Here is a 23340-nt window from a genome sequence, read left to right as displayed (position 1 = left end):
CCGTGAGGCTCGCCGGCTACATCGGTAAGCGGCTGGTGCGGTTGGTCCTGTCCCTGATCGCGGTGTCGATCCTGACCTTCACGCTGCTACAACTTGCCCCCGGCAACTTCGCGGACCTGCAGCGGGTGAACAGCGGCGCGACGAACTTCGGCGGTGTCGGCACCGAATCGATGGTCGGCGAGCTCGAGAGCCGGTACGGCGCCGACGTACCGGTCTGGAAGCAGTATCTGATCTTCATGAAGGGCGCGGTCGTCTGGGACTTCGGGCCGTCGTACAAGTACGCGAGCCGCAATGTGCAGGACATCATCGCGGAGGCGTTCCCGGTGTCGGCCACGCTGGCGTTGCTCGCGGTCCTGCTCGCGCTGCTGATCGCCGTACCGGTCGGGGTGTTCGCGGCGTTGCGGCAGAACAGCAAGACCGATCACGGGACGATGTTCGTGGTCACGCTCGGGCACGCACTGCCCAGCTATCTGAGTGCGGCGTTCATGATCTTGTTGTTCTCGGCAACCTTGAAGTTGTTGCCGTCCGGCGGCTGGAACGGCCCGAAGGACCTGATCCTGCCGGTGCTCGCGCTCAGCCTCGGGCCGGCGGCGGTGCTCGCGCGGTACGTGCGGTCGAGCATGCTGGAGACGTTGCGCGAGGAGTACGTCACGGCCGCGATCGCCAAGGGCGGCCCGCGGCGTACGGTGATCGTCCGGCATGCGTTGCGCAACTCGTTGATCCCGTTGGTCACCGTGGCCGGACCGCTGCTGGCGGCCTTGATGACCGGGACTGTGTTCGTCGAGGCGCTGCTGCGGATCCCGGGGCTCGGGCTGTACTTCGCGAACGCGGCCGCCAGCCGGGACATGCCGCTGCTGATGGGTACGGCGTTGTTCTTCGCGCTGATCCTGATGGTGACGAACCTGGCCGTCGACCTGATCTATCGCTTCCTCGATCCCCGCATCCGCACGGTGGGAGGTGTTTCCGATGACGGCCACTGAAGGCATCTCGGCCGCTACCGGTGAGTCCGAGCAGACTGAGCGGGCCGCACGTGGGCCGTTGGCCCGGGCCTGGTCGCGGTTTCGCAAGCACCGGTTGGCGTTCGGCAGTCTGATCTTCTGCTCGCTGCTGATCATCACGGCGATCGCGGCGCCGCTGATCGCGCCGTACGGCTATGAAGAGACCGACATCCAGCACAAGCTGGCCGGGCCCGGCTCCGAGGGGCATCTGCTCGGGACCGATCTGCTCGGGCGGGACATTCTCAGCCGGCTGATCTACGGTCTGCAGACAGCCTTGACGGTTGCCTTCGGCGCCGAGTTGACCGCGCTCGTGCTGGCGCTGGCGATCGGACTGCTCGCCGGGTATCTCGGCGGCCGGGTCGAATCGTTGCTGATGGCATTCACCGATGTGATGTACGCGTTCCCGAGTTATCTGTTCGCGGTGGTGATGGTGACGGTGCTCGGTCGCAGCATCTTCGCGCTGGTGGTCGCGATCGGGATCGCGTCCTGGGTCACCCAGGCCCGGCTGGTCCGGGCGCAGGTGATGACGATCAAGGAACGCGAGTACGTCGAGGCGGCCCGGTCGATGGGCGCGAAGGGCAGCACGATCGCGATCCGCTACATCCTGCCGAACGCGATCGGGCCGATCCTGGTCACCACCAGCTTCGCGATCCCGGCGGCGATCGCCGCCGAGGCCGGGCTGGCGCTGCTCGGCCTCGGTGTCCAGCCACCGACGCCGTCGTGGGGCGCGATGATCAGCGAGGGCAGCCGGTACCTGCTGGCGGCGCCGCACATGCTGGTCGCCCCGGCCGTGTTGTTCGCGTTGACGTTGCTGGCGTTCACGTGGATCGGTGACGGCGTACGGGATGCCTTCGACCCGAGCGGGGAGCAGCGATGAACGACGAGGCCTTGCTGTCGGTGCGTGACCTGCGGACGACGTTCAAGCGGGACGGCGGCTCGTTGACCGCGGTCGACGGTGTGTCGTTCGACGTACGGCGTGGGCAGGCGCTCGCAATCGTCGGCGAGAGCGGCAGCGGCAAGAGCGTGACGATGCGCAGCGTGATGGGGATCCTGCCGCGGACCGCGCGGATCACCGGCGGCCAGGCGTACTTCGGCGGCCGGGACCTGCTCGCGATCGGCGACAAGGAACTGCGGAAGATCCGCGGCCGCGAGATCGCGATGGTGTTCCAGAGCGCGATGGAGGCGATGAACCCGACACTGACACTGGAACGCCAACTCACCGAGCACCTGATCTGGCACGGCCTGTGCAACAAGGCCGAAGCGCGCAAGCGGGCGATCCGGGCCTTGGGTGATGTCGGTATTCCGGACCCCGAGAAGCGGATCCGGACGTACCCGTTCCAGTTGTCCGGCGGGATGCGGCAGCGGGCGATGATCGCGATGGCGATGGTGACCGAGCCGGACCTGCTCATCGCCGACGAGCCGACGACGGCCGTCGACGTGACTGTTCAGCGTCAGATCCTGGACCTGTTGAAGGGTCTGAAGGACCGCGGCACCGGGGTGATCATGATCACGCACGACCTCGGTGTCGCCCGGTACTTCTGCGACGACGCTGTCGTGATGTACGCCGGTCGCGTGGTCGAGCGGGCGCCGATGGCTTCGTTGCTCGACGATCCGCGGCATCCGTACACGGTCGGGCTGCTCGGGTCGAGTGTCGAGGTCGGCGGGCGGGAGTTGGCTCTCCGGCCGATCCCCGGCAGCCCGCCGGACCTGTCCCGGCGTCCGGTGGGGTGTGCGTTCCATCCGCGCTGCGCGCGGGCCGAGCTGCCGCGGTGCCAGACCGAGCAGGAGATCCTGACCATCGGCCCCGACCGGGACGCCGCCTGCTGGAAGGTGACTGTCGATGCCTGACGAACTGGTCCGTGCCGAGTCGGTGAGCAAAGTCTTCCGCAGCCGTGCGGGTGAGGTTCGCGCTGTCGATGACGTCTCGCTCACCGTGCATCGGGGCGAGACGCTCGGCCTGGTCGGCGAGAGCGGCAGTGGGAAGTCGACAGTGGCCCGGCTGATGATGGGATTGCAGACGTGTACGTCGGGCCGCGTCGTGTTCGACGGGAAGGACCTCGGCGAGCTGCCGGCACGTGAACTGCGGGAGCTACGGCCGCGCATGCAGATGGTCTTCCAGAACCCGTACGGCTCGCTCCTGCCACACTTCAGCGCGATCGGCAACGTGATGGAGCCGCTCCGTCTGCACGACCGCGGCGACAAGGCGTCCCGCCGTACCCGAGCACTCGAGCTTCTCGACCTCGTCGGCATCAACACCCACAACGCGGAGCTGTACCCGCGACAGTTCTCCGGCGGACAGCAGCAGCGGATCGCGATCGCCCGCGCGCTGGCGCTCGAGCCGGAGCTACTCGTGTGCGACGAGCCGACCTCCTCGCTGGACGTCTCGATCCAGGCGCAGATCCTCGAGCTGTTCACCGACCTCCGCAACCGACTCGGCCTCTCCATGCTGTTCATCTCCCACAACCTGGCCGTGGTCGAACGCCTGGCCGACCGGGTAGCCGTGATGAACAAGGGCCAGGTAGTCGAAGAAGGCCCGACCGAGCATCTGTTCCGCGCCCCCAAGGACGATTACACGCGGCAACTTCTCTCCGCCGTACTCCCGGTCCTGTCGTAGTCTTGTCGCCGGTGTGCGACATCGACTCATCGCAGGTGGGGGAAGCCGGGGATGGACGACGAAATTCAGCTGATCAGCGACGACGACGGGTTGGCGGTTCTCGGGGACCCGGCAGCTGTTGAGCGCTTTCTTGTCTCAGAGGGACTGCAATCGAAGGACCTCGGACTGCCGCGACTCAGCTCTGCCCTCAGCGCCGGGTCCATTGCCGCGCAGGCAGGCTCGGAGATTGCGGCCAACTCGGGTCGCTGGGTGAAGATGACCAAGGAATCCGCGCAGCTCGCGAAGAAGCTCGGGCTGAGGGAGAGCGCCAAGGGTTACAAGACTGGGGTGTTGAAGGGGAATCACGGCCAGATCAAAGGGTTCGTCGAGTTCACGAAGGGCTCGTTGCTGACCAACCCGGCGGTGCTGGCCGGTGCGGCCGGGATCATGGCGCAGCTTGCCATGCAGCAGGCGATGGACGAGATCACCGACTATCTCGCCACGATCGACAAGAAGGTCGACGACGTACTCCGCGCCCAGAAGGACTCCGTGTTCGCGGACCTGATCGGCGTGGATTTCGTACTGCGGGAGGCCATGACGATTCGCGACCAGGTGGGCCGGGTCTCGGAGGTCACGTGGTCGAAGGTGCAGGCGACGACGCTGACGATCGCGACAACCCAGGCGTACGCGCTGCGTCAGCTCGACGCCCTCGCGGAGAAGCTGGAAGCTGAGCCCAAGATCGGCGAGCTCGCCAAGACGGCCAAGGAAGCCAGGTCCACGGTTGAGGAATGGCTCGCCGTGCTGGCCCGCTGCTTCCAGCTGCAGGACGCGATCGGCATCCTCGAACTCGACCGCGTCCTGGATGCCTCACCGGACGAGCTCGACCGGCATCGTCTCGCCCTCCGCGCGGCACGGAACAACCGGCTGGATCTGATCTCGCGGAGCACCGAGCGGCTGATGGCACGCATGGATGCCGCCGCCGGTACGGCGAACACCAAGGTGCTGCTGCACCCGACCTCCTCCCGGGAGGTGGTGGATTCGAGCAACCAGGTCGCGCAGAACGTCGTGGAGTTCCACGGGCGGCTCGGGATCGAGCGCTGCCGCGAATCACTGGAAGCGCGAAAGTGGACGGACGCGGCCACGGAAGTGCGGGACAAGGCATTCGACGCGGGAGCCGACGGCGTCGACGCCGCCAGGCGCCTCGGCAACGAGACCTTCGACCTGGCCAGATCGACAACGGGCAAGCTTTCCAGCCGGCTCACCGACCGAGTGCGCCGCCGCCGCACCGACGAGGAAGCTGACTGAGTCCGGCGGCCCTGAGCAGCAGATCGGCGATCGTGGCCTCGATCGTCGCGGGGTCGCCCATCCAGTCGGCCGCCGTGGCCTCGCCGAGTGAGACGCGGATCTGCTCGGCGAGGATCTGGAGGTGATTTCGGGTCACGCTCAGGAACAGGTCGGGCCCGGCCCATCCGAGCTCGCCGCCGGCTTCGACGTACGCCGTGAGGATCCGGTTGATCTGCTCGGGGTCGCCGGCGCCGAAGATGTAGGCGACCCGGCCGGCCTCGAGGGCCGCGCTGTCGGTTCGCACGCTGTCCCAGTCGACGAGGACCGGGCCGGAGTCGGACATGACGATGTTGTGGGTCTTGAAGTCACCATGCGTCGTGACGATGTCCGGGGCGACGTCGAGCAGTTCGGAGAGGCGTTCGGTGGCCGCGAGGATGTGCGGGAGGCTGTCCGCGCAGAGTCCAGCCCAGGCCACGTCACGTTCTCTGGCCTTGGCGAACCAGCCCTCCCAGGTCTCGGGTGATTGAACCGCGGGCCGCCACCACTCGGGCAGCCCAATCGGTCCGGCCGGCTGCAGTTGATGGACTTGCGCCATCGTCCGCCCGAGCCAGGCCGAGACGTCTCCGTCGTACGTCCGGTGCTCGATCCAGCGATACACCCGAAACAGCCGCTCCTCGATGCGAGTCACCCAATCCAGGAGCGGATCGATCGGCACGACCGGCTCCGGCATGTCGATGTGTGCCGCGCGCGCGTCGCGCTCGAACGCCATCGCATGTGCCAGCTGGTCGGTCGACTGACCGTCGGGAGTCGTCAAATAGCCTTTGACGAAATAGCTTCCGGTCGCGGTGTCGAGCCGCCAGACGTCGGCACCGCCCCGCCTGAAGTGCACGAGCCCGCCGACGGGCTCGCCCAGGTCGAATGCGTTCGCGACCTCTTCGGGGGACGGTGTGTACAACGGCTCCCTACCTGACAGCGTTGGTGATCGTGGTGGCGATCGTTCGCGTTTGGTCTTCGGTACCTAGGAGATACGTCTGGGGCAGCCAGATAGTGTCCGCCGAGACTGCGTCGGCGTTCGGGCAGTCGGCGGTCGGGTAGGGCTGGCCGAGTTTGTCGCTGATCGTTTTCGCCTCGCGGAGCACTGCGGCGTTGCGGTGCAGGGGGACGTAGCCGCTGGAGGCTCGGGTGAGGCCGGCCGCGGTGAGGGACTGCAGGACGGCGTCGCGGCGGTTGGGAAGCCGGAGGAGGAACAGGTGGCGGCCGTGGGCGGTGATGGCCGGGTCTTCGGGAGCCAGGTGGATGCCGTCGACGTCGCGGAGGAGGTCCGTCAGCAGGCGGGCGTTGCGTTCGCGGACCTCTTGGACGGCGGGGTGCCGGCGGAGTTGGACTCTGAGGATCGCGGCCTGGAACTCGGTCAGCCGGAGGTTGTAGCCGACGGCCTCGTGTTGGTACCAGCCGCCGCCCGGCACGCGGCCGACATTGACGAGCGAGTACAGGGCACCGGCCAGCGTCTCGTTGTCGGTGAGGACGGCGCCGCCCTCGCCGGCCGTGATGTTCTTGCTGCTCTGGAAGCTGAACGTGCCGAGGTCGCCGATCGCGCCGACCGGACGGCCTTTGTACGCCGCGCCGTGCGCCTGGGCAGCGTCCTCGACGATGGTCAGGCCGTGGCGCGTCCCGAGCGCGGTGAACGCGTCCAGGTCAGCTGGGCGACCGGCGAGATGGACAACGACGACCGCCTTCGTCCGCTCGGTGATCGTGGCCTCGACGGCCACCGGATCGAGTAGGTGGGTGTCCGGGTCCACGTCCGCGAAGACCGGAACCGCACCCACGAACAGCGCCGCCGAGGCAGTCGCGATGAAGGTGTACGGCGGCACGATCACCTCGTCGCCGATGCCGACACCCGCGGCCCGGAGCGCCGCCGCGATGGCCAGCGTCCCGTTGCTCAGGCAGATCCCGAAACCCGCCTGCTGGTACGCCGCGAACTCCCGCTCGAACGTCGCGACGACATCGCCGCTGGTGCTGCCCCAGTTCCCCGAGTTCAACACCTCGAGCAGGGCCTTCGCCTCGTCATCGTCGTACTGCGGCCACTCCGGCATCATGGCGTGATCACCCATCTGTTGTCTCCGGCAACGAGATCTGCGGACAGCTCGACGAAGGACCGGCCGTGCCGGACGACCAGCCGGGCCGATCCCTCGCCCTCCTTGACGATCGGGTCTGAACCTTCTGGTACGGCGAGCAGCACCGCGGCAGCCGCCACCGGCTCGACCGCGAACGCCTGCACGGCAATCCCGTCCGCCACCGGCTCGACCGACAGGGTCACGCCGCGCCGGCCGCGCTCCCAGGCATTGATCCGGCCGGCCGTCCACCACGGCATACCACGCCGTCGCACCTCGGCCGCGAGCTCAAGGCAGGCTGATCGGGTCGCCGGCCGCTTGTGCAGGTGCGGACCGTGAAACAGGAAGTGTGCAACGCCGTGGACAGCCTGCGCGCCGTCCAGGATCACATCGCGCACCGCGGAGTGGCCGGCCCACGCGAGATCCTGCGTGTGCAACGGCAGATTCAGTACGTCGAACAACCGGTTGCCCTCAGCAACTGGTCCCATCGGGTACGAGACGTGTGCCGCGCCGAACACGAACCCGATATCACCCTGCTTGCTCGGACCGCGCGACTCGTCGATCTGGATGCCCAGCCGCTCGCACCAGAGGTAGAACTCGGTCCAGCCTTCCCAGCGGGTGTAGTGGTTCTTGTTCGAGATGATGTCCTCGGTGCCCGTGACGGCCTGCGCCCAGGCGTACTGCGCCCGGATCTGCGGCCAGCCCCAGACGGCGAGGTCGGCGTCGCCCATCGCGTTGTAATGCAGGGCATTCTCGTGTCCGGCCGCGGTGATCGCGGTGTGCAGATCGGCGGAGTACCCGCCGGGGAAGACGTGACACCAGGTGACCTTGACGTCTGCCTCGGCGAAGGCGTCGAGTGCAGCCTGGCCCTCCTCCTCTTCATTGCCGTCGGAGTCGTGCGACATGTGCGCAACCGCGTCGACTCCGGCCGGCCAGTACCCGAGCCACGGCACCACGGCGCCGGTGTGTTCCGCGCCCCACCACAGGCTCTGCGCGAACAGCGAGCACCACCAGTCCGCCTGCGGTTGGTCGAACATCGGAACGGCGCTCGGCGGTGGATACGTATGCGTGAACGGCTCGACCAGTTCCGGCTCACCCGGCGGCATCGCGCGGTCCCGTTCGAAGCTGAGCGTCATCCCGTCCTCGCACTTGAGGACGCCGTCGTCGATCGGCGCGGTACCGTCGGTGGCCGGTTCGCCGTCCGCGGTCACGACGTACCCCTGCTGGATGCGGACGATGCTCTGCCACAGGTCGACGCCGTATGTCAGCACGACGCCGTGGCCGAGCCGGCGCAGCGTGATCGCGGCCGCATCCGAGGAGTCCCACTGTGCGAGCACCTCGACGTCGGACCCCGTGAGCCGACTCCCGCCGACGGCGTGCAACGCAACAGGTGGCCGGGACGACCACACCGGGCTTTCGGCCAGTACGACGTGGTCCTCCGGCACCGGACCGTCCGCCGATACCCCGGCAAGTGCAGACAGCGGACCGGGGTCGCCGACCAGGATCAGTACGCCGCCGTCGCGGACCCACTGCTCGAGCCCCGGGTCGGCTTCGGCAGTGGTCGCGAAGACCAGAATGCTACTATCCGAAACATGGGCTTCGGACAGAGAGATCGTCCGATAGGGCAGGCGCAGATGACCGAGCACCTCATCCAGATAGACCCACCAGGCGTCCTGGCCCGCCTGGTGGGCCTGCTCTGTCGCCACCTTGTTGTCCACGACCGAGACCGCATGACGTTCTGGCACGCGGCCAACCCTGCCGCACGCCTCTATCTTCGGCAAGACCCAAATATCAGTTATGGACGCCCGTAATAACTCGGCGGGTCGACGTTGACGGTCGGGATGCCGCCGCCGGCCCGGGCGATGATGGCAAGCGACGGGTCCGAACTGGGGTTGCTCTCGCGGTGGATGGTGAAGGCCGGGACATGGACGAAGTCGCCGGCCACCGCGTCGAGGTACTCGTCGGTGCCCTCGAACTCGAGGCGGAGTACGCCGCGGACGATGTAGAGGCTGCTCTCGTTCTTGTCGTGGTGGTGCCAGCCGGAGATCGCGCCGGGCTGGGTGATGACCTGGCCGGCCCACAGGATCGGGAGTTCGAAGGCTCGCATCCGGAGCATGCCGTCGGTCGGATCAGCGGCGACCAGGTCGCCGGCCTTGATGACTCGGACTGGTTCGGGCATACCCCTCAGTGTTGCAGCAACGCCTTCGCGACGGCGGCGGTCTCGGCGTAGACACCGGGCTTACCGGCCTGCGCGCAACCTTGTCCCCATGAGACGACACCGAGCAGCCGGCCGTTCAGCACCAGCGGGCCGCCGGAATCGCCTTGGCAGGCGTCGATCCCGCCGTTGAGGTACCCGGCGCAGACGTTGGTCGCGGCGGCGTACCCGTTCGTGACGTAGCTCTTCACCGCCAAGCAGGTCTTGTCCCCGAGGTCCGGCACCGCGGCCTTCTGCAAGGTGTCGTCCTGCCCGGTTCCCTCCGTGTCGCCCCAGCCGTAGACCGTCGGCACGACGCCGTTGCGGTCCGCCCGGGCCCGCGTCTCCAGCGGCAGCACCGGCACTCCGGTGAACGGCTTCGCCAACGTCAGTACGGCGAAGTCGTAGCGGTTGTCCTTCGTGTTGTACCCCGGGTGGATCCACACCTTGCTGATCGCCGACGTCTGCCCGACGGAGTCGTCCGCGAGATTCGCCCGCCCCTGGACCGCGTAGTACGTCGAGATGTCCTCGTCCATGCAGTGCGCTGCCGTGACGATCTTGTTCGGCTTCACGAGTGTGGCGCCGCAGTACCGGCCGCTGGAATCCGCGGACTGGGTGTTGTTCAGCGCGATCGCCCACGGCGCCTCGGTGGCGCTCGCGAGCGTCCCGCCGACGACGACCGGTTTCGCGCCGGCCGTGACGGCCAGCAGAACCCCGACAACAAGTGCAGCCCGCTTCAACATTCACTACTCCAGGTGAGACAACGATCGCTGCAAGTAAACTCCCACGCCGAGCAGGATCGTCCACAACCCCCACGCCGTACTCCCGAGCAGTCCGGCCGCATCCCACACCGGGAAGCCGGGTACGGCGGTCGCGAGCACGTCGCCCTGGTTCGCCAGGTAGAGCGCACTCGCCGCCAGTCCGACCCAGCCGATCCACCGCGGCAACACCCCGGTCTGCAGGATGACGACGCTCACCAGAACGCTCCACACGATCGCGAGCACCTGCCCCAGATGCTCACCCAGCAACGCCCCGCCGAACTGGTGCTGCGCGGTCCAGGCCGCGGCTGCCGACGCATCCCCGTCCACGTAGGCGTGAGCCAACGGCGGTACGACGAAAACCCAGCGCAGGAAGCCGATCAACGACAGCAGGACCGACATCGCGCCCAGCGCGGTCGCGACCCGCAGCATCGTCGAGTCCGTCCGCTTGATTGCCTGCGGCAACAACAGGATCGGGATCGCCAGCAGCCCGTACGTCCAGGCGGTGGCGAACCAGGTCCAGGTCAGGCCGGCGCCGCCGTCGACGTACGACCTCAGCACCTTGTCGGCCGGCTCGCGCAGGATGTCCGGCCAGTCGAACGTCGCGGACAGCACGCTCGCGGCGACGGCGAAGCTCACGGCTGCGATCACGAACAGGATTCCGGTGGTACGGCGCATGACCCCTCCCAAGAAATTGTACGGCGTACAGAGATAGTCTGCAGGTAATTCTGTACGCTGTCCAGAGATGGCTACGAGAGGGCGGCCCGGGCCGCGACGAACCCTGACCGAGGACGAGCTCCTGACCGCCGCGCTGCAGCTCCTGGACGAGGGCGGCCAAGCGTCGATCCGCGGCATCGCGGCGAAGGTCGGCGTCGCGCCGAACGCCGTCTACACCTACTTCCCCGACAAGTCGGCCGTGATCGCGGCGCTGGTCGAGAAGCTGCTCGGTGACGCCGACAGCGGCGGTTTCGCCGACGAGTCACTGTCCTGGCGCGACCGTATCGAGGCCCTCGCGCTCGACGTCCGCGCGAATCTGGTCGCCCACCCCGGCGCCGGCGCGCTGCTGATGACGGGTCCGATGGACGGTCCCCGGACGACGGCGCTGAACGAGCGCCTCCTCGGTCTCCTCATCGACGCCGGCGTCGATCCGGTCGAGGCCGCGCGTTCGACGTACCTGCTGATCGTTTACGTCCTCGGCTCGATCGCGCTGGAGGTTTCCGACGAGACCGGCCCCGGCCCCCTGCCGCCCGAGGCCGATCGCGTCGCCCGCCGCCGTGCCACCTACGAGCAGATCCCTGCAGAGGTCTTCCCCCGGTCCGCCGCCGCGGTCCCGACCATGGCCCGCTTCGTCACGACCGAGCAGTACCTGTGGGGTCTGCACCGCATCCTGGACGGCATCACGAAGTAGTAGTCGGCGCCTGCAGGCTGCCGTAGCGCTCCATGCGTTGCCAGCGGAGCCGGGTGCCGGCCAGTGCGGTGAAGACCGACTGGATGACGACCAGGTACATGAGCTGGCGGTAGACGAACTGCTGTAGCGGGAGTGTCCACAGCGGACCGGCCCGTTCGCCGTCCAGGCGGAAGGCGTAGAAACCCATGACCAGCTGCAGGAGTACGAAGCCGACCCACACGGACAGCACGCGGACCGGGTTGAGGAACACGAGGCCGTAGATCGCGAACACGTCCACTACCGGCGCCAGCAGCGGGAGCAGTACCTGGAACAGCATCAGGTACGTCAGCCCGCGTCGCCCGAACTTCCCGGCCGTACCGCGCTGCACCATCGCGCCGCGGTGCTTCCACATCGCCTGCAGCGTGCCGTAGCACCAGCGGTACCGCTGCCGCCACAGTGCGCCGAACGAGGCCGGCGCTTCGGTCCACGCCACCGCGCTCTCCTCGTAGACGACCCGCCACCCGTCCCGGCACAGCGCCATGGTCAGGTCGGTGTCCTCTGCGAGCGTCACGTCGCTCAGTCCGCCGATCCGCTCCAGCGCCGTACGGCGGAACCCGCCGACCGCGCCGGGGACCGTCGGCATGCACTCGGCCAGATCGAACAGCCGCCGGTCCAGGTTGAACCCGATCACGTACTCGATGTGCTGCCACCGGCCGAGCAGGCCGCGCCGGTTGCCGACCTTGGCATTGCCCGACACCGCCCCGACACCCGGGTGTGCGAACGGCTGGACGAGATTCCGGACCGCATCCGGTTCGAAGACCGTGTCGCCGTCGACCATGACGATCAGCTCGTACCGCGCGGCGCGGAGGCCGGTGTTGAGCGCGACCGGCTTGCCCGCGTTCGGCTGCCGGATCACCCGGACCCCGGGGAGGCCCTCGTTCCTGACCAGCGCCTCGACGACGTCCGCCGTACCGTCGGTCGACCCGTCGTCGACGACGATCACTTCGACCGGATGGTCCGATGCGACCAGCGACCGGATCGCCGCCTCGATCCCGGCGCTCTCGTTGTACGCCGGAACGATCACGCTGACCGGTTCGGTCACTGGTGGTCCCCAGGTCCAGCCGCGCATCCGGGAATGCCGGCGAGCAGCGATGACAGTGGTGATCGCACGCAACACGCTCAGCGCGCCGGCGGCGTACAGGAGCCAGGTGATCAACGACAGGACGGCATCGCTGATCCGCATCACCCAGATCACCGCGAGACCGCGGCCGCGGTCGAGCAGGCCGGCTTGGTGGGTCGGGTCCGGCAGACCGACTGCGTCGCTGACCGTGGCGAACCGGAACCCGCGGGCTTTCAGCCGGGGCAGCAGTTTGCTCAGCGCCTCGACGGTCTCGCTGCGGTCACCCCCGGCGTCGTGCATCAGCAGCACCTGTCCGGCAGTGCTGCGTGGCATCGAATTGGCGATCACCTGGTCGGTCCCGGGGCGCCGCCAGTCCTCACTGTCCTGGCTGGTCAGTACGGCGAGATAACCCGCCTGGCGGATCTGCTGCAGCGCGGCCCAGTCGCGATCGCTGAGCGCCCTCGGCTCTGAGGAGTACGGGGGACGGAGCAGCGTCGTAGTGACTCCGGTGGCGCCGGCGAGGATCAGCTGGCTCTGCCGGAGCTCGAGGGAGCGTCGCCAGCCCGCAGTGGTCGACAGGTTCGCGTGGGTGAAGGTGTGGACGGCGATCTGGTGGCCTTCGGCGACTATGCGGCGGGCCAGCTCCGGGTGCGCGGCGACCGCCGTACCGACGACGAAGAAGGTCGCGTGGACCTTCTGCGCCCGGAGCAGGTCGAGGATCTTCGGCGTCCAGACCGGGTCGGGCCCGTCGTCGAACGTGAGCGCGATGGTACGAGCGTGCGGCGACACCGAGCGCGGTACGCCGGGGCCGGCGTCGATGACCGGGCCGCCGGTCACGATCGACCGCGGCACTGTACTGGACCCGCCGGCCGCCTTGACCGCGCCGTCCGGCTCCGCGCCGAACATGTGGTGCGTGTAGCCGTTCAGCAGCAGCATCGTGGACAGACAGACCAGCAGCATCGTCAGCACGAACCAGTGCGTCCGGAGCGGGACCTGCTTGGCCCGCCGCGCGACCGGCCGGCTCACGGCTTGGTCGGCGTCTTGGTCCGGCCGGGCGGTGTGGTCGGCTTGTTGCCGTGCGTCGTGGTCGTGGTCGTGGTCGTGGTCGCCGTCGGCGTGGTGGTCGGCGTGGCGGTCGCGGTAGGCGAGTTGGTTCGGCCTGGTGCCGTGGTCGGAGCGGTCGTCGGTGCGACGGTCAGTGTCGGGGGGACCACGGTCGGCGGCGGCACGAGCGTCGTGGTCGGGACAGCGGTCGGGCTGTCGGTGGGAGCCGTCGTACCTGTGGTCGACGACGGCTGCTCGGTAGGCCCGTCGCCAGGCGTCGCGGTGTGGTCCTCGGTGGGCCGGGGTGTATCCGCAGCGGCTTCGGCGGGCGGGGAAGGACGGTGGTGAGGTTTGGCGGCCTCGGGGAGCGGAATCAGCGGGGTGTCCATGCGCGGCCCGCCGAGAAGGCTACTGGCCATGAGGATGAGGTAACCGACAGTAGGGACGGCCAGGAAGGCCCCGGTTCTTCGGATCGTGCGACGACGGCGTCCGGTCGAATCCAGGAAGACCGGCCGCCGCGGGGAAGGCGGTTTCACAAGCGCTGGAGCTTAGCCCAACTGTGTCGGTTTTGGGACGTTAAAGCTCTTGCAGCTTCCTGCAACCCCTTGCCCGGTGAATTCTCCGGACAGAAACACCCCGCCGTGGGGTGCCTGGGGGTGGAGGTGGCTACTGTCGTCAGGTGCAGAAATGGCCTGGTCGTCCTTACCCTCTCGGCGCCACGTACGACGGCGCCGGGACGAACTTCGCGGTGTTCTCGGAGGTTGCCGAACGAGTGGATCTGGCGCTGATCGGTGACGACGGCACCGAGCAGCTGGTGCAGCTGACCGAGGTGGACGGTTTCGTGCACCACGGATACCTGCCGGCGGTGCAGCCGGGACAGCGGTACGGCTTCCGCGTGCACGGCCCGTACAACCCGGCCGAGGGCCACCGGTGCAACCCGTCCAAGCTCCTGCTGGACCCGTACGCGAAGGCGATCGACGGGCAGATCGACGGGGACGAGTCGCTGTTCAGCTACCGGTTCGCGAAGCCGGACGAGCTGAACACGATGGACAACCGCGAGCACACCATGCTCTCGGTGGTCACCAACCCGTTCTTCGACTGGAGCAACGACCGTCCGCCGGGCCACGCGTACCACGAGACGGTGATCTACGAGGCGCACGTCAAGGGCCTCACCAAGACGCACCCCGGCCTGCCGGAGAACATCCGCGGCACGTACGCCGGCATCGGGCACCCGGCGACCATCGAGCACCTCAAGGAGCTCGGGGTGTCGGCGATCGAACTGATGCCGGTGCACCAGTTCGCCCAGGACGGCCACCTGCAGGAGCTCGGCCTGTCCAACTACTGGGGCTACAACACGATCGGCTTCTTCGCGCCGAACAACGCCTACTCGTCCACCGGCACGCTCGGGCAGCAGGTGACCGAGTTCAAGGCGATGGTGAAGGCCCTGCACGAGGCGGATATCGAGGTCATCCTCGACGTGGTCTACAACCACACCGCCGAGGGGAACGAGTTCGGTCCGACCCTGTCGTTCAAGGGCATCGACAACGCGGCGTACTACCGGCTGGTCGACGAGGACAAGCGGCACTACTACGACACCACCGGCACCGGCAACAGCCTGCTGATGCGGCACCCGCACGTGCTGCAGCTGATCATGGACTCGCTGCGCTACTGGGTCACCGAGATGCACGTGGACGGCTTCCGCTTCGACCTGGCGGCCACGCTGGCCCGTCAGTTCCACGAGGTCGATCGCCTGTCGGCGTTCTTCGACCTGGTCCAGCAGGACCCGGTGGTGAGTCAGGTGAAGCTGATCGCCGAGCCGTGGGACGTCGGCGACGGCGGCTACCAGGTGGGCAACTTCCCACCGCTGTGGACGGAGTGGAACGGGAAGTTCCGCGACACCGTCCGGGACTTCTGGCGTGGTGAGCAGTACACGCTGGCCGAGTTCGCGTCCCGGCTGACCGGCTCCTCGGACCTCTACCAGGACGACAGCCGCCGGCCGCTGGCGAGCATCAACTTCATCACCGCCCACGACGGCTTCACGCTGCGCGACCTGGTCTCGTACAACGACAAGCACAACGAGGCGAACGGCGAGGGCGGCAAGGACGGCGAGAGTCACAACCGCTCGTGGAACTGCGGCGTCGAGGGCCCGACCGACGACCCCGAAGTACTGCGGCTGCGGGCCAACCAGCAGCGCAACTTCCTCACCACGCTGCTGATCTCGCAGGGCGTGCCGATGATCGCCCACGGCGACGAGCTCGGCCGGACGCAGCAGGGCAACAACAACGTGTACTGCCAGGACAACGAGATCGCCTGGGTGGACTGGGAGCTGAGCGAGCCGCAGAAGCACCTGCTCGAGTTCACGCGGTCCGTGGTCCGGCTGCGCAACAACCACCCGGTGCTGCGCCGCCGACGCTTCTTCCACGGCGACACCGGCGTCGACGGCCTCGGGGACCTGGTGTGGTTCACGCCCAAGGGCACCGAGATGCAGAACGGCGACTGGCAGCAGAACGACGCCCGCGCGATCGCGGTCTTCCTGAACGGCGACGCGATCTCGGAGCCGGACCCACGCGGTGAGCCGGTGGTCGACGACTCGTTCCTGGTGCTGATGAACAGCAACTACGAGCCGGTCGACTTCCTGCTGCCACCGGAGGAGTACGGCGAGAGCTGGACGGTGGCGGTCGACACGGCGAGTGCCACCGGCGGCGCGAGCGACGAGCCGCATCCCGCCGGCAATACCGTCCAGTTGGAGGCCCGCAGCACGCTGGTTCTGACCCGCCCGAGGCAGGCCGCCGGATGAGGGGGGTCCCGCAGGCCACCTACCGGTTTCAGCTCCGCGCGGAGTTCGGCTTCGACGCCGCCGCCGCGGTAGTCCCGTACCTGCAGGGCCTCGGGATCTCCCACGCGTACCTGTCCCCGATCCTCCAGGCTGCGCCCGGTTCCACCCACGGGTACGACGTAGTCGACCACAGCAGGCTGTCCGAGCCGATGGGCGGACAGCCCGCGTTCGAGCGGTTGTCGGCACGGCTGGCCGAGAGCCGCATGGGTGCGATCGCGGACGTGGTACCGAACCATGTCGCCGTACCGACGCCGGCCAGCCTGAACACGGCGCTCTGGTCGGTGCTGCGGCTCGGTCCGGGTTCGCAGTACGCGGAGTGGTTCGACGTCGACTGGGGTTCGGGCAACCAGCCGTTGTTGATGGCAGTGTTGGGTCAGCGGATCGGCAAGGTGCTGGCTGACGGCGAGCTGTCCGTCGAGGACGGCGTACTGCGGTACTACGAGCACGAGTACCCGCTCCGCCCGGGGACCGAGGACCTGCCCATCGCCGCGCTGGTCACCGAGCAGTGGTACCGCCTCGCGCACTGGCGGGTTGCTGACGAGGAGCTGAACTACCGGCGCTTCTTCGACGTCGACACGCTCGCTGCGATCCGTCAGGAAACACAGGAGGTCTTCGACGCGACACACCAGCTCCTCCTGGCGTTGCTGAACGAAGGCAAGCTCAACGGTTTCCGCATCGACCACCCGGACGGTCTGGCCGACCCGCGTGGGTACCTGCGCCGGCTGGCCGAGCGCACTGGCGGCGCGTGGGTAGTGGTGGAGAAGATCCTCGAGGGCGACGAAGAGCTGCCGGGTGACTGGCCCTGCGCCGGCACGACCGGATACGACGCCCTGCTGCGCGTGGGCGGCCTGTTCGTCGACCCGTCCGGAGCTGCACCGCTGACAGCCCTGCACTCCGAGCTCACCGGTGCTCCAGCCGACTTCGGGCCGGTCGTGGAGGAGGCGAAGCGCGAGATCGTCCAGCACGGGCAGTACGCCGAGGTGCATCGTCTGGTGGAGCTGCTCGCGCGCATCTGCCAGGACGACGTACGACTGCGTGACCACACGCGGCGGGCGTTCCATGAGGTTGTCGCTGAGCTTCTGGTGCACTTCGACGTCTACCGCGCGTACGTCGTACCGGGCGAGGAGCCGTCGCCGGCCGCGGTCGCTGCGTTGGAGCGGGCAGCGGAGAAGGCGCGCGGCAATCTCGACGAGGACCGGCAGGCCACGCTCGACCTGGTGCTGCACCTGCTGCTCGGTCGGGAGACCAGCACGATCGACGAGCGGGCGCGGGCCGAGCTGATCGTGCGCTTCCAGCAGACGTGCGGTCCGGTGATGGCCAAGGGCGTTGAGGACACTGCGTTCTACCGGTGGTTCCGGCTGACCTCGCTGAACGAGGTCGGTGGGGACCCGGAGCACTTCGGTGTCACGCCGGAGGAGTTCCACGCGTACGCGACCCAGTTGAACAAGCACTGGCCGAAGACGATGACCACGCTGTCGACGCACGACACGAAGCGCTCGGAGGACGTGCGCGCTCGACTCGGAGTGCTTTCCGAGCAGCCCGCCGCGTGGGCAGAGGCAGTCCGCGAGTGGCGTCGCCTGTCGGAGGACCACCGCAGTCCGCTGCTGGACGGGAGTACGGAGTACCTGTTCTGGCAGACGCTGTTCGGCACATGGGATGACGGGCCGCTCGCTGAGGACCGCATGCAGGCCTACCTGCTCAAGGCGATCCGTGAGGCCAAACGCAACACGTCCTGGACCTCACCGGACGAGGAGTACGAGCAAACGGTCGCTGCCTTCGTCACCGCTGTCCTGCAGGACTCCAGCGTCCTCGACTCAGTACGCCGCTTCGCCGACGACCAGGCCGGCTACGTCAGGGCGGCCACCCTCGGGCAGAAGCTCGTGCAGCTCACGATGCCCGGCGTACCGGATGTCTACCAGGGGACCGAGCTGGTGGACCTGTCGCTGGTCGACCCGGACAACCGGCGGTCTGTGGACTACGACCGGCGCATCCAGCGGCTGCAGCATCTGGACGACGGTGGAAAGCCGGAGGACCTCTCCGACGAGAAGCTGCTGATCACCTCACGCGCACTCCGCATCCGACGGCAGTACCCGGACGCCTTCGCCGGCAGCTACGCGCCGCTCCCGACGTCCAACGGGCATGCGGTCGCCTTTGCCCGTGGCGACGCGGTCATCACGGTTGCGACCAGACTGCCCGCGGCGCTGCAGCGTCTGGGTGGCTGGGGCGACAGCGCCGTAGTACTGCCGAGCGGACAGTGGAAGAACGTGCTGACCGGTCGCGAGGTAGGCAGTGGTGCTGCCAGAATCGAAGACCTGCTGACAGACCTGCCAGTGGCCCTGCTGGTCAGGAGCTGACATGCACACCTTCCGCGTCTGGGTGCCTGAGGCAACCAACGTCGACCTGGTACTGCGCGACGGCGTACTGCCGATGCGCTTCGCACCGGACGGCTGGTGGGAGCGTCACGTCGTCGAAGCGCACCATGGCACCGACTACGCGTACTCCGTCGACGGCAGCGACCCGATGCCCGATCCACGCAGCGCGTGGCAGCCGGACGGCGTCCACGGGTTCAGTCGGGTGTTCGAGCCGGACCGGTTCGAGTGGAGCGACGACAACTGGACCGGCCGCGACGTGCGCGGGTCTGTCTTCTACGAGCTGCACCTGGGCACCTTCACCGCCGGCGGCACGCTGGACGCGGCCGCCGAGCACCTGGACTACTTGGCCGTGCTGGGGGTGGAGGTGGTCTCGCTGCTACCGGTCGCCGCGTTCCCCGGCGTACAGGGCTGGGGGTACGACGGTGTGGACCTCTACGCCGTCCACGAGCCGTACGGCGGACCGGAGGCGCTGCAGCGGTTCGTCAACCACTGCCACGAGGCCGGACTGGCCGTTTGCCTCGATGTCGTCTACAACCACCTCGGCCCGAGCGGGAACTACCTCGGCAGCTTCGGTCCGTACTTCACGAACCGCCACTCGACGCCATGGGGTCCAGCGGTCAACCTCGACGACACCGGCAGCACAGAGGTACGCCGGTGGATCTGTGACAACGCCCTGCGCTGGTTTCGCGACTTCCACGTCGACGCCTTGCGACTGGACGCCGTACACGCACTGGTGGACGACAGCCCGACGCATCTGCTCCAGCAACTGTCGGACGAGACCGCTGAGCTCTCGCTGGAGCTTGGACGACCACTGGGCCTCGTAGCCGAGTCCGACCTCAACGATCCGCGCACTGTCGAGCCGGTGTCCACCGGTGGGATGGGCATGACCGCGCAGTGGAGCGACGACTTCCACCACGCGCTGCACTCGCTGCTGACCGGCGAGCGCTTCGGGTACTACGTGGACTTCGGCGACCCTGCTGTGTTCGCGAAGACGCTGACGCGGGTGTTCATGCACGACGGGACGTACTCGACGTTCCGCGGCAAGATCTGGGGACATCCGGTCGATCCACGCAAGGACCACGGCGGCCAGTTCCTCGCCTACACGTCGAACCACGACCAGATCGGCAACCGGGCTCTCGGTGACCGGCCTGCGCTGACGACGGGCCAGCTCGCGATCGGTGCGGCGCTGGTGCTGACGTCGCCGTACACACCGATGCTGTTCATGGGTGAGGAGTGGGGCACCTCGACGCCGTGGCGGTTCTTCACGGACTTCGGTGAGCCGGAGCTGGCCGAGGCGGTCCGGACCGGGCGCCGGCGGGAATTCGCGGAGTTCGGGTGGGATGCCGAGGAGATCCCGGACCCCCAGGATCCGCGGACCTGGCGCAGCTCTGTCCTCGACTGGTCGGAGCCGGACGATTCACCCCATCACGAGATCCTGATGTGGTACCGGCATCTGCTCACGTTCCGGGCGCGGATGCCGGAGCTGCGGGACGACCGGCTGGAGTCGGTCGGGATCTCGTTCGACCCGGCCGCGGCGTGGCTGGTGGTGACGCGCGGCAGTCTGCGGGTGGTCGCGAACCTGGCTGCCGAGGACGACGTCGTACCCGTCGACGTGGACCCGCAGTACCTGGTGATGTCGTTCGGCGCGGCCGAGCTGACCGGCGGCGGAGTGTGGTTGCCCGGTCACGGCGTCGCGATCGTCTCCGTCTGAGACTTTCCAACGCTGCACATTTGTGGGGCAAACCAACACATCCCGGCGTTCGAGCGTGTTGATCCGTGGTGATTTCCGGAATCGCTTGTCTGCTGGTGCGGTCGTGACGGACTGTTGATGGGCCAGCAGGGGACGGGGGGTCAAAGGGAGGACCGGATGACTGTCGGAGGCGTCGACACCTACTACGACTACGAAGAAAAGCAGTGGAAGAGCCGGAGACTGGGCGGCGGTCCGATCCGTCGCGGCCCGGTGTGCCCGGCCCCACGCACTGCCGACCACGCGGCCCACGAAACCAAGCCGGATCGCCGCCGCGACCACGAGCTACCCAAACACACACTGAACTGACGCACCCCGGTGGCAGGGCCCGCCAGACCAGGCCACCGTCCAGCCGTATGAGCGGCCGTCGCCCCAGCCCTCGACGACGGCCCCTCCGGCACGCCCAGCAAACAGCAACAGAAGAACAAGACCAAAGAGGAAAGACAAAGGAAAGACGCGAGATAAAGAGATTTAGAATGGTGGCAGCCTTCGGCGGTCAGCCGGAGGTTCGGTTGTGCGACGCGCCCACCCGCCGGCCTGCGTGGGTACGCCGGTGGCCCCGGATGGTTTGGTCAAGAGGCGCGGTCTAGGAGCCAGCCGCGGTCGGCGGCTTTGACGCCGGCTTGGAAGCGGCTGCGGGCGCCGAGGCGGTTCATGATCTGCGCGACCATTCGGCGTACGGTCCGGACCGAGATGTCGAGTTGGGCGGCGGCCACCTCGTCGGTCGCGCCGAGGGCGAGTAGACGCAGCATCTCCTGCTCCCGCAGGGACAGGTCGGTGTCGTCCGGCAGGTCGCGGTCGGCCAGCGGTACAGCGTCCGGCCACATCCGCTCGAACAACTCGAGAGCGGCGACGACCACGCTGGTCAGCCGCAGTACGGCGACGCTGCCGTTCGTGGTGTCCGCGGGCAGCACCGCGACCGCGCCGTCGATGACGATCGCGCTCATCGGCACCTGTGGGGTCGTGCGCACCGCCACGCCTGCCAGTGACAACGCACCGAGGTGCCGGCCGAGAGTCGGCGTGGTCCGCGCGTGGTCGGGGTAGATCGCCCGGTAGCGCACGCCGTGCTTGACCTCGCGCGGCCCGAACGTCGGCCCGGCCGGGGTCAGCGTGCTCATCGCGATCACCTCGTCCTCCGCGGAGGCGAGAAGCTCGGCAAGCCCGCTGTGGGCAGGGATCTGCTGGAAGCCCGTAGGCCGGTTGAGCATGGTGACAGTCATGAGCGAGATACCCCCAGAGGAAGCGTGGCGGTCATGCGACGAGCTCGGCTTTCGGGCCGGTTGCGATCAGCAGCTGGCTGGCGTGGTCACGGACGACGGGCGAGAGCTCGAAGCGTCCCGGCGCCGGCTCGGTGACCAGGTTGTGGTCCATCAGTACGTCGACCATGAGCTCCGCGTCGGCCCGATCCGTGCCCGTGACTCGCGCAGCCTGACGGAGATCGAACCGCGGGGTCATCGCGATCAGCTGGTACAGCCGCTGCGCCGCGCCGGGCAGACCGTCGTACACGTCGTCGAAGCGGGCCAGCAGCTCCGCCAGCGCTTGGGTCCGCGCTGCCGGGTCGTCGAAGCGCGCCGCCATCCGCGTGACCGTCCACGGCTGCCGGTTGCGCAGCCGCTCGGCCAGCTGGCGGATCGCGCCGGGATGACCGCCGCAGCAGTTCAGGACCTGCTCGACATCGGTCATGCGGGCAGCATCAGACGGAGCCAGTACGTCGAGCGTGATCGCCGCCGTACGGTCGAGACCGGCGAGCCGACGACGGCTGATGACCAGCACGAGCGAGTCCGTGTCGTTCGGCAGCAGATGCCGGATCTGCCCCGCGTCCTCGACGTTGTCCAGGATCAGCAGGCCTGTTGCCGTGGGCAATGATGTCGGCCGGTCCAGGTCGACGTACTGCTGGGTCGCGATCCCCGATGCCGCGGCGACCTCGAGCGCGAAGGCGGTCTTGCCGATGCCCGGCATCCCGTCGATCGTGACCACGCCACGGGCATCGCGCAGGGCGCGCAGCTCAGGCTGGCGGCCGACGAAGCCGGGGACGCGCGGCGGTAGGTTCGAGCTGACCCGGGTCGCCGGCATGGGTTCCTCGCTGAGGATCTGCTGGTGCACCGCGGTCAGTTCGGCGCCCGGCTCGATCCCGAGGTCGCGGACGAGCGCCGTACGAGCCCGCTGGTACGCCGCCAGCGCGTCGTGCCGGCGCCCCACCTGCCGGTACGCCGCCATCAGCCGAGCCCACGCCAGTTCCCGGAGCGGCTCCTCCTCGGTGAGCGCCCGCAGTACGGCGATCGCCTCCGCGGGCCGATCGAGCAGCAGTGCCGCTTCCGCGAGGTCCTCACGCAACGCACGGTGCAGCTCTGTCAGCCGGTCGACTGCCGACGTGGCTTCCCCCGTCAGACCGTCGTACGGCGCACCACGCCATAGCCCGAGAGCCCGCTTGACGACCGTGATCGCTTCGGCCGAGTCCCGGCGGCTGAGCAGCTCACGCGCCTGGTCGCACAGCGCGGCGGCAACGTCGGCATCCAGCTCACCGGGGCAGACGCGCACCCGGTACGCGCCCGGGCGGCTCTCGATGCGCTCCTCCGGGAGCGAGCGGCGAAGCTGCCAGACGTACGTCTTCAGGTTGTTCTGCGCGGACGCCGGCACGTCCCGGCCGGCCCAGACTGCGTCGACGAGCTGCTCCGTGCTGACCCAGGCGTTGCGGTGCAGCAGGAGCAAGGTCAGCACCGTCGCCGGCTTCCCGCCGCAGAGGTCCAGCGGGTGTCCGTCGGGTCCGTCGACCTCGAGCGGGCCCAGCACGCGGAAGCTCAACCGGGCTGATGTGTGCGCTGCGCGACCGTTCATGACACATACGATCCGGGGCGGCGATGACATTTCGATGACACCGCCGGATGCCGGTAGAACG

20 protein-coding genes are annotated in these 23340 nt (G+C 68.2%); 10 read left to right on the top strand and 10 right to left on the bottom strand.

Annotated features, from left to right (window positions below):
• Window positions 1–2: 2 nt before the first annotated feature.
• From ABT313_RS14330 to ABT313_RS14310, 5 genes are read left to right on the top strand one after another with little or no spacing between them, the layout of a single operon-like run.
• Complete coding sequence (locus ABT313_RS14330; protein WP_350852471.1) at window positions 3–980, top strand: ABC transporter permease; 978 nt, start codon at window positions 3–5, stop codon at window positions 978–980.
• Window positions 967–1875, top strand: a complete 909-nt coding sequence (locus ABT313_RS14325; protein WP_350852468.1) for an ABC transporter permease — start codon at window positions 967–969, stop codon at window positions 1873–1875. Before ABT313_RS14330 ends, ABT313_RS14325 begins: the two co-directional genes overlap by 14 nt.
• Window positions 1872–2846: an ABC transporter ATP-binding protein gene (locus ABT313_RS14320; RefSeq protein WP_350852465.1), complete on the top strand. Its 975-nt coding sequence runs from the start codon at window positions 1872–1874 to the stop codon at window positions 2844–2846. The genes ABT313_RS14325 and ABT313_RS14320 overlap by 4 nt, the downstream gene beginning before the upstream one ends.
• Entirely contained in the window at window positions 2839–3612 is a 774-nt protein-coding gene (locus ABT313_RS14315) for an ATP-binding cassette domain-containing protein (protein WP_350852462.1), read from the top strand. The genes ABT313_RS14320 and ABT313_RS14315 overlap by 8 nt, the downstream gene beginning before the upstream one ends.
• Window positions 3613–3663: 51 nt before the next feature.
• The gene (locus tag ABT313_RS14310; protein WP_350852459.1) at window positions 3664–4896 is read left to right on the top strand and encodes a hypothetical protein; all 1233 of its coding nucleotides are present in this window, start codon (window positions 3664–3666) and stop codon (window positions 4894–4896) included.
• Here the strand turns inward: ABT313_RS14310 and ABT313_RS14305 are convergent.
• The 6 genes from ABT313_RS14305 to ABT313_RS14280 are packed head-to-tail and all read right to left on the bottom strand — an operon-like array spanning window position 4850 to window position 10616.
• Window positions 4850–5830: a phosphotransferase enzyme family protein gene (locus ABT313_RS14305; protein WP_350852456.1), complete on the bottom strand. Its 981-nt coding sequence runs from the start codon at window positions 5828–5830 to the stop codon at window positions 4850–4852. The two genes, ABT313_RS14310 and ABT313_RS14305, sit on opposite strands and share 47 nt — an antisense overlap.
• Window positions 5831–5837: 7 nt before the next feature.
• Window positions 5838–6986 (bottom strand): DegT/DnrJ/EryC1/StrS family aminotransferase, encoded by a 1149-nt coding sequence (locus tag ABT313_RS14300; RefSeq protein WP_350852453.1) that lies wholly within the window; start codon window positions 6984–6986, stop codon window positions 5838–5840.
• A complete protein-coding gene (locus ABT313_RS14295; protein ID WP_350852450.1) occupies window positions 6968–8731 on the bottom strand; it encodes a polysaccharide deacetylase family protein in 1764 nt (587 codons plus the stop codon). Before ABT313_RS14295 ends, ABT313_RS14300 begins: the two co-directional genes overlap by 19 nt.
• Window positions 8732–8781: 50 nt before the next feature.
• A complete protein-coding gene (locus ABT313_RS14290; RefSeq protein WP_350852447.1) occupies window positions 8782–9165 on the bottom strand; it encodes a cupin domain-containing protein in 384 nt (127 codons plus the stop codon).
• Between the two features lie 5 nt (window positions 9166–9170).
• Window positions 9171–9923: a S1 family peptidase gene (locus ABT313_RS14285; RefSeq protein WP_350852444.1), complete on the bottom strand. Its 753-nt coding sequence runs from the start codon at window positions 9921–9923 to the stop codon at window positions 9171–9173.
• 3 nt (window positions 9924–9926) lie between these two features.
• Entirely contained in the window at window positions 9927–10616 is a 690-nt protein-coding gene (locus tag ABT313_RS14280) for a DUF4386 domain-containing protein (protein WP_350852441.1), read from the bottom strand.
• 67 nt (window positions 10617–10683) lie between these two features.
• Between ABT313_RS14280 and ABT313_RS14275 the strand changes: the two genes are divergently transcribed.
• Window positions 10684–11346 carry a TetR/AcrR family transcriptional regulator gene (locus ABT313_RS14275; RefSeq protein ID WP_350852438.1) on the top strand — a complete coding sequence of 221 codons (663 nt, stop codon included), beginning with the start codon at window positions 10684–10686 and terminating at the stop codon, window positions 11344–11346.
• On the opposite strand, the gene ABT313_RS14270 is transcribed toward ABT313_RS14275, so the two are convergent.
• Both ABT313_RS14270 and ABT313_RS14265 read right to left on the bottom strand, forming a co-directional pair.
• Complete coding sequence (locus tag ABT313_RS14270) at window positions 11336–13471, bottom strand: bifunctional polysaccharide deacetylase/glycosyltransferase family 2 protein (RefSeq protein ID WP_350852435.1); 2136 nt, start codon at window positions 13469–13471, stop codon at window positions 11336–11338. The two genes, ABT313_RS14275 and ABT313_RS14270, sit on opposite strands and share 11 nt — an antisense overlap.
• Window positions 13468–13908: a hypothetical protein gene (locus ABT313_RS14265; protein WP_350852432.1), complete on the bottom strand. Its 441-nt coding sequence runs from the start codon at window positions 13906–13908 to the stop codon at window positions 13468–13470. The genes ABT313_RS14270 and ABT313_RS14265 overlap by 4 nt, the downstream gene beginning before the upstream one ends.
• Before the next feature lie 260 nt (window positions 13909–14168).
• Between ABT313_RS14265 and glgX the strand changes: the two genes are divergently transcribed.
• From glgX to ABT313_RS14245, 4 genes are all read left to right on the top strand, one after another.
• Entirely contained in the window at window positions 14169–16286 is a 2118-nt protein-coding gene (glgX, locus tag ABT313_RS14260) for a glycogen debranching protein GlgX (RefSeq protein WP_350852429.1), read from the top strand.
• A complete protein-coding gene (gene treY, locus ABT313_RS14255) occupies window positions 16283–18679 on the top strand; it encodes a malto-oligosyltrehalose synthase (protein ID WP_350852426.1) in 2397 nt (798 codons plus the stop codon). The genes glgX and treY overlap by 4 nt, the downstream gene beginning before the upstream one ends.
• A 1-nt stretch (window position 18680) precedes the next feature.
• The gene (treZ, locus tag ABT313_RS14250; RefSeq protein WP_350852423.1) at window positions 18681–20408 is read left to right on the top strand and encodes a malto-oligosyltrehalose trehalohydrolase; all 1728 of its coding nucleotides are present in this window, start codon (window positions 18681–18683) and stop codon (window positions 20406–20408) included.
• Between the two features lie 156 nt (window positions 20409–20564).
• Window positions 20565–20753, top strand: a complete 189-nt coding sequence (locus ABT313_RS14245; protein ID WP_350852420.1) for a hypothetical protein — start codon at window positions 20565–20567, stop codon at window positions 20751–20753.
• A gap of 263 nt (window positions 20754–21016) precedes the next feature.
• On the opposite strand, the gene ABT313_RS14240 is transcribed toward ABT313_RS14245, so the two are convergent.
• Both ABT313_RS14240 and ABT313_RS14235 read right to left on the bottom strand, forming a co-directional pair.
• Window positions 21017–21664 carry a helix-turn-helix transcriptional regulator gene (locus tag ABT313_RS14240; RefSeq protein WP_350852418.1) on the bottom strand — a complete coding sequence of 216 codons (648 nt, stop codon included), beginning with the start codon at window positions 21662–21664 and terminating at the stop codon, window positions 21017–21019.
• Between the two features lie 31 nt (window positions 21665–21695).
• On the bottom strand, window positions 21696–23279 hold the full coding sequence (locus tag ABT313_RS14235) for an AfsR/SARP family transcriptional regulator (RefSeq protein ID WP_350852415.1): 1584 nt from the start codon (window positions 23277–23279) through the stop codon (window positions 21696–21698).
• Window positions 23280–23340 lie beyond the last annotated feature (61 nt).

It is taken from the genome of Kribbella sp. NPDC000426, assembly GCF_040300265.1.
Lineage (GTDB): Bacteria > Actinomycetota > Actinomycetes > Propionibacteriales > Kribbellaceae > Kribbella.
This window is presented reverse-complemented; position numbering and strand designations above follow the sequence as displayed.

Excerpts from the sequence above, each read along its gene's own strand:
- ABT313_RS14325 (WP_350852468.1), top strand. The coding sequence starts at position 967 with ATGACGGCCACTGAAGGCATCTCGGCCGCTACCGGTGAGTCCGAGCAG.
- ABT313_RS14320 (WP_350852465.1), top strand. The coding sequence starts at position 1,872 with ATGAACGACGAGGCCTTGCTGTCGGTGCGTGACCTGCGGACGACGTTC.
- ABT313_RS14315 (WP_350852462.1), top strand. The coding sequence starts at position 2,839 with ATGCCTGACGAACTGGTCCGTGCCGAGTCGGTGAGCAAAGTCTTCCGC.
- ABT313_RS14310 (WP_350852459.1), top strand. The coding sequence starts at position 3,664 with ATGGACGACGAAATTCAGCTGATCAGCGACGACGACGGGTTGGCGGTT.
- ABT313_RS14300 (WP_350852453.1), bottom strand. The coding sequence starts at position 6,986 with ATGGGTGATCACGCCATGATGCCGGAGTGGCCGCAGTACGACGATGAC.
- ABT313_RS14290 (WP_350852447.1), bottom strand. The coding sequence starts at position 9,165 with ATGCCCGAACCAGTCCGAGTCATCAAGGCCGGCGACCTGGTCGCCGCT.
- ABT313_RS14285 (WP_350852444.1), bottom strand. The coding sequence starts at position 9,923 with ATGTTGAAGCGGGCTGCACTTGTTGTCGGGGTTCTGCTGGCCGTCACG.
- ABT313_RS14280 (WP_350852441.1), bottom strand. The coding sequence starts at position 10,616 with ATGCGCCGTACCACCGGAATCCTGTTCGTGATCGCAGCCGTGAGCTTC.
- ABT313_RS14275 (WP_350852438.1), top strand. The coding sequence starts at position 10,684 with ATGGCTACGAGAGGGCGGCCCGGGCCGCGACGAACCCTGACCGAGGAC.
- ABT313_RS14265 (WP_350852432.1), bottom strand. The coding sequence starts at position 13,908 with ATGGCCAGTAGCCTTCTCGGCGGGCCGCGCATGGACACCCCGCTGATT.
- treY (WP_350852426.1), top strand. The coding sequence starts at position 16,283 with ATGAGGGGGGTCCCGCAGGCCACCTACCGGTTTCAGCTCCGCGCGGAG.
- treZ (WP_350852423.1), top strand. The coding sequence starts at position 18,681 with ATGCACACCTTCCGCGTCTGGGTGCCTGAGGCAACCAACGTCGACCTG.
- ABT313_RS14245 (WP_350852420.1), top strand. The coding sequence starts at position 20,565 with ATGACTGTCGGAGGCGTCGACACCTACTACGACTACGAAGAAAAGCAG.
- ABT313_RS14240 (WP_350852418.1), bottom strand. The coding sequence starts at position 21,664 with ATGACTGTCACCATGCTCAACCGGCCTACGGGCTTCCAGCAGATCCCT.
- ABT313_RS14235 (WP_350852415.1), bottom strand. The coding sequence starts at position 23,279 with ATGAACGGTCGCGCAGCGCACACATCAGCCCGGTTGAGCTTCCGCGTG.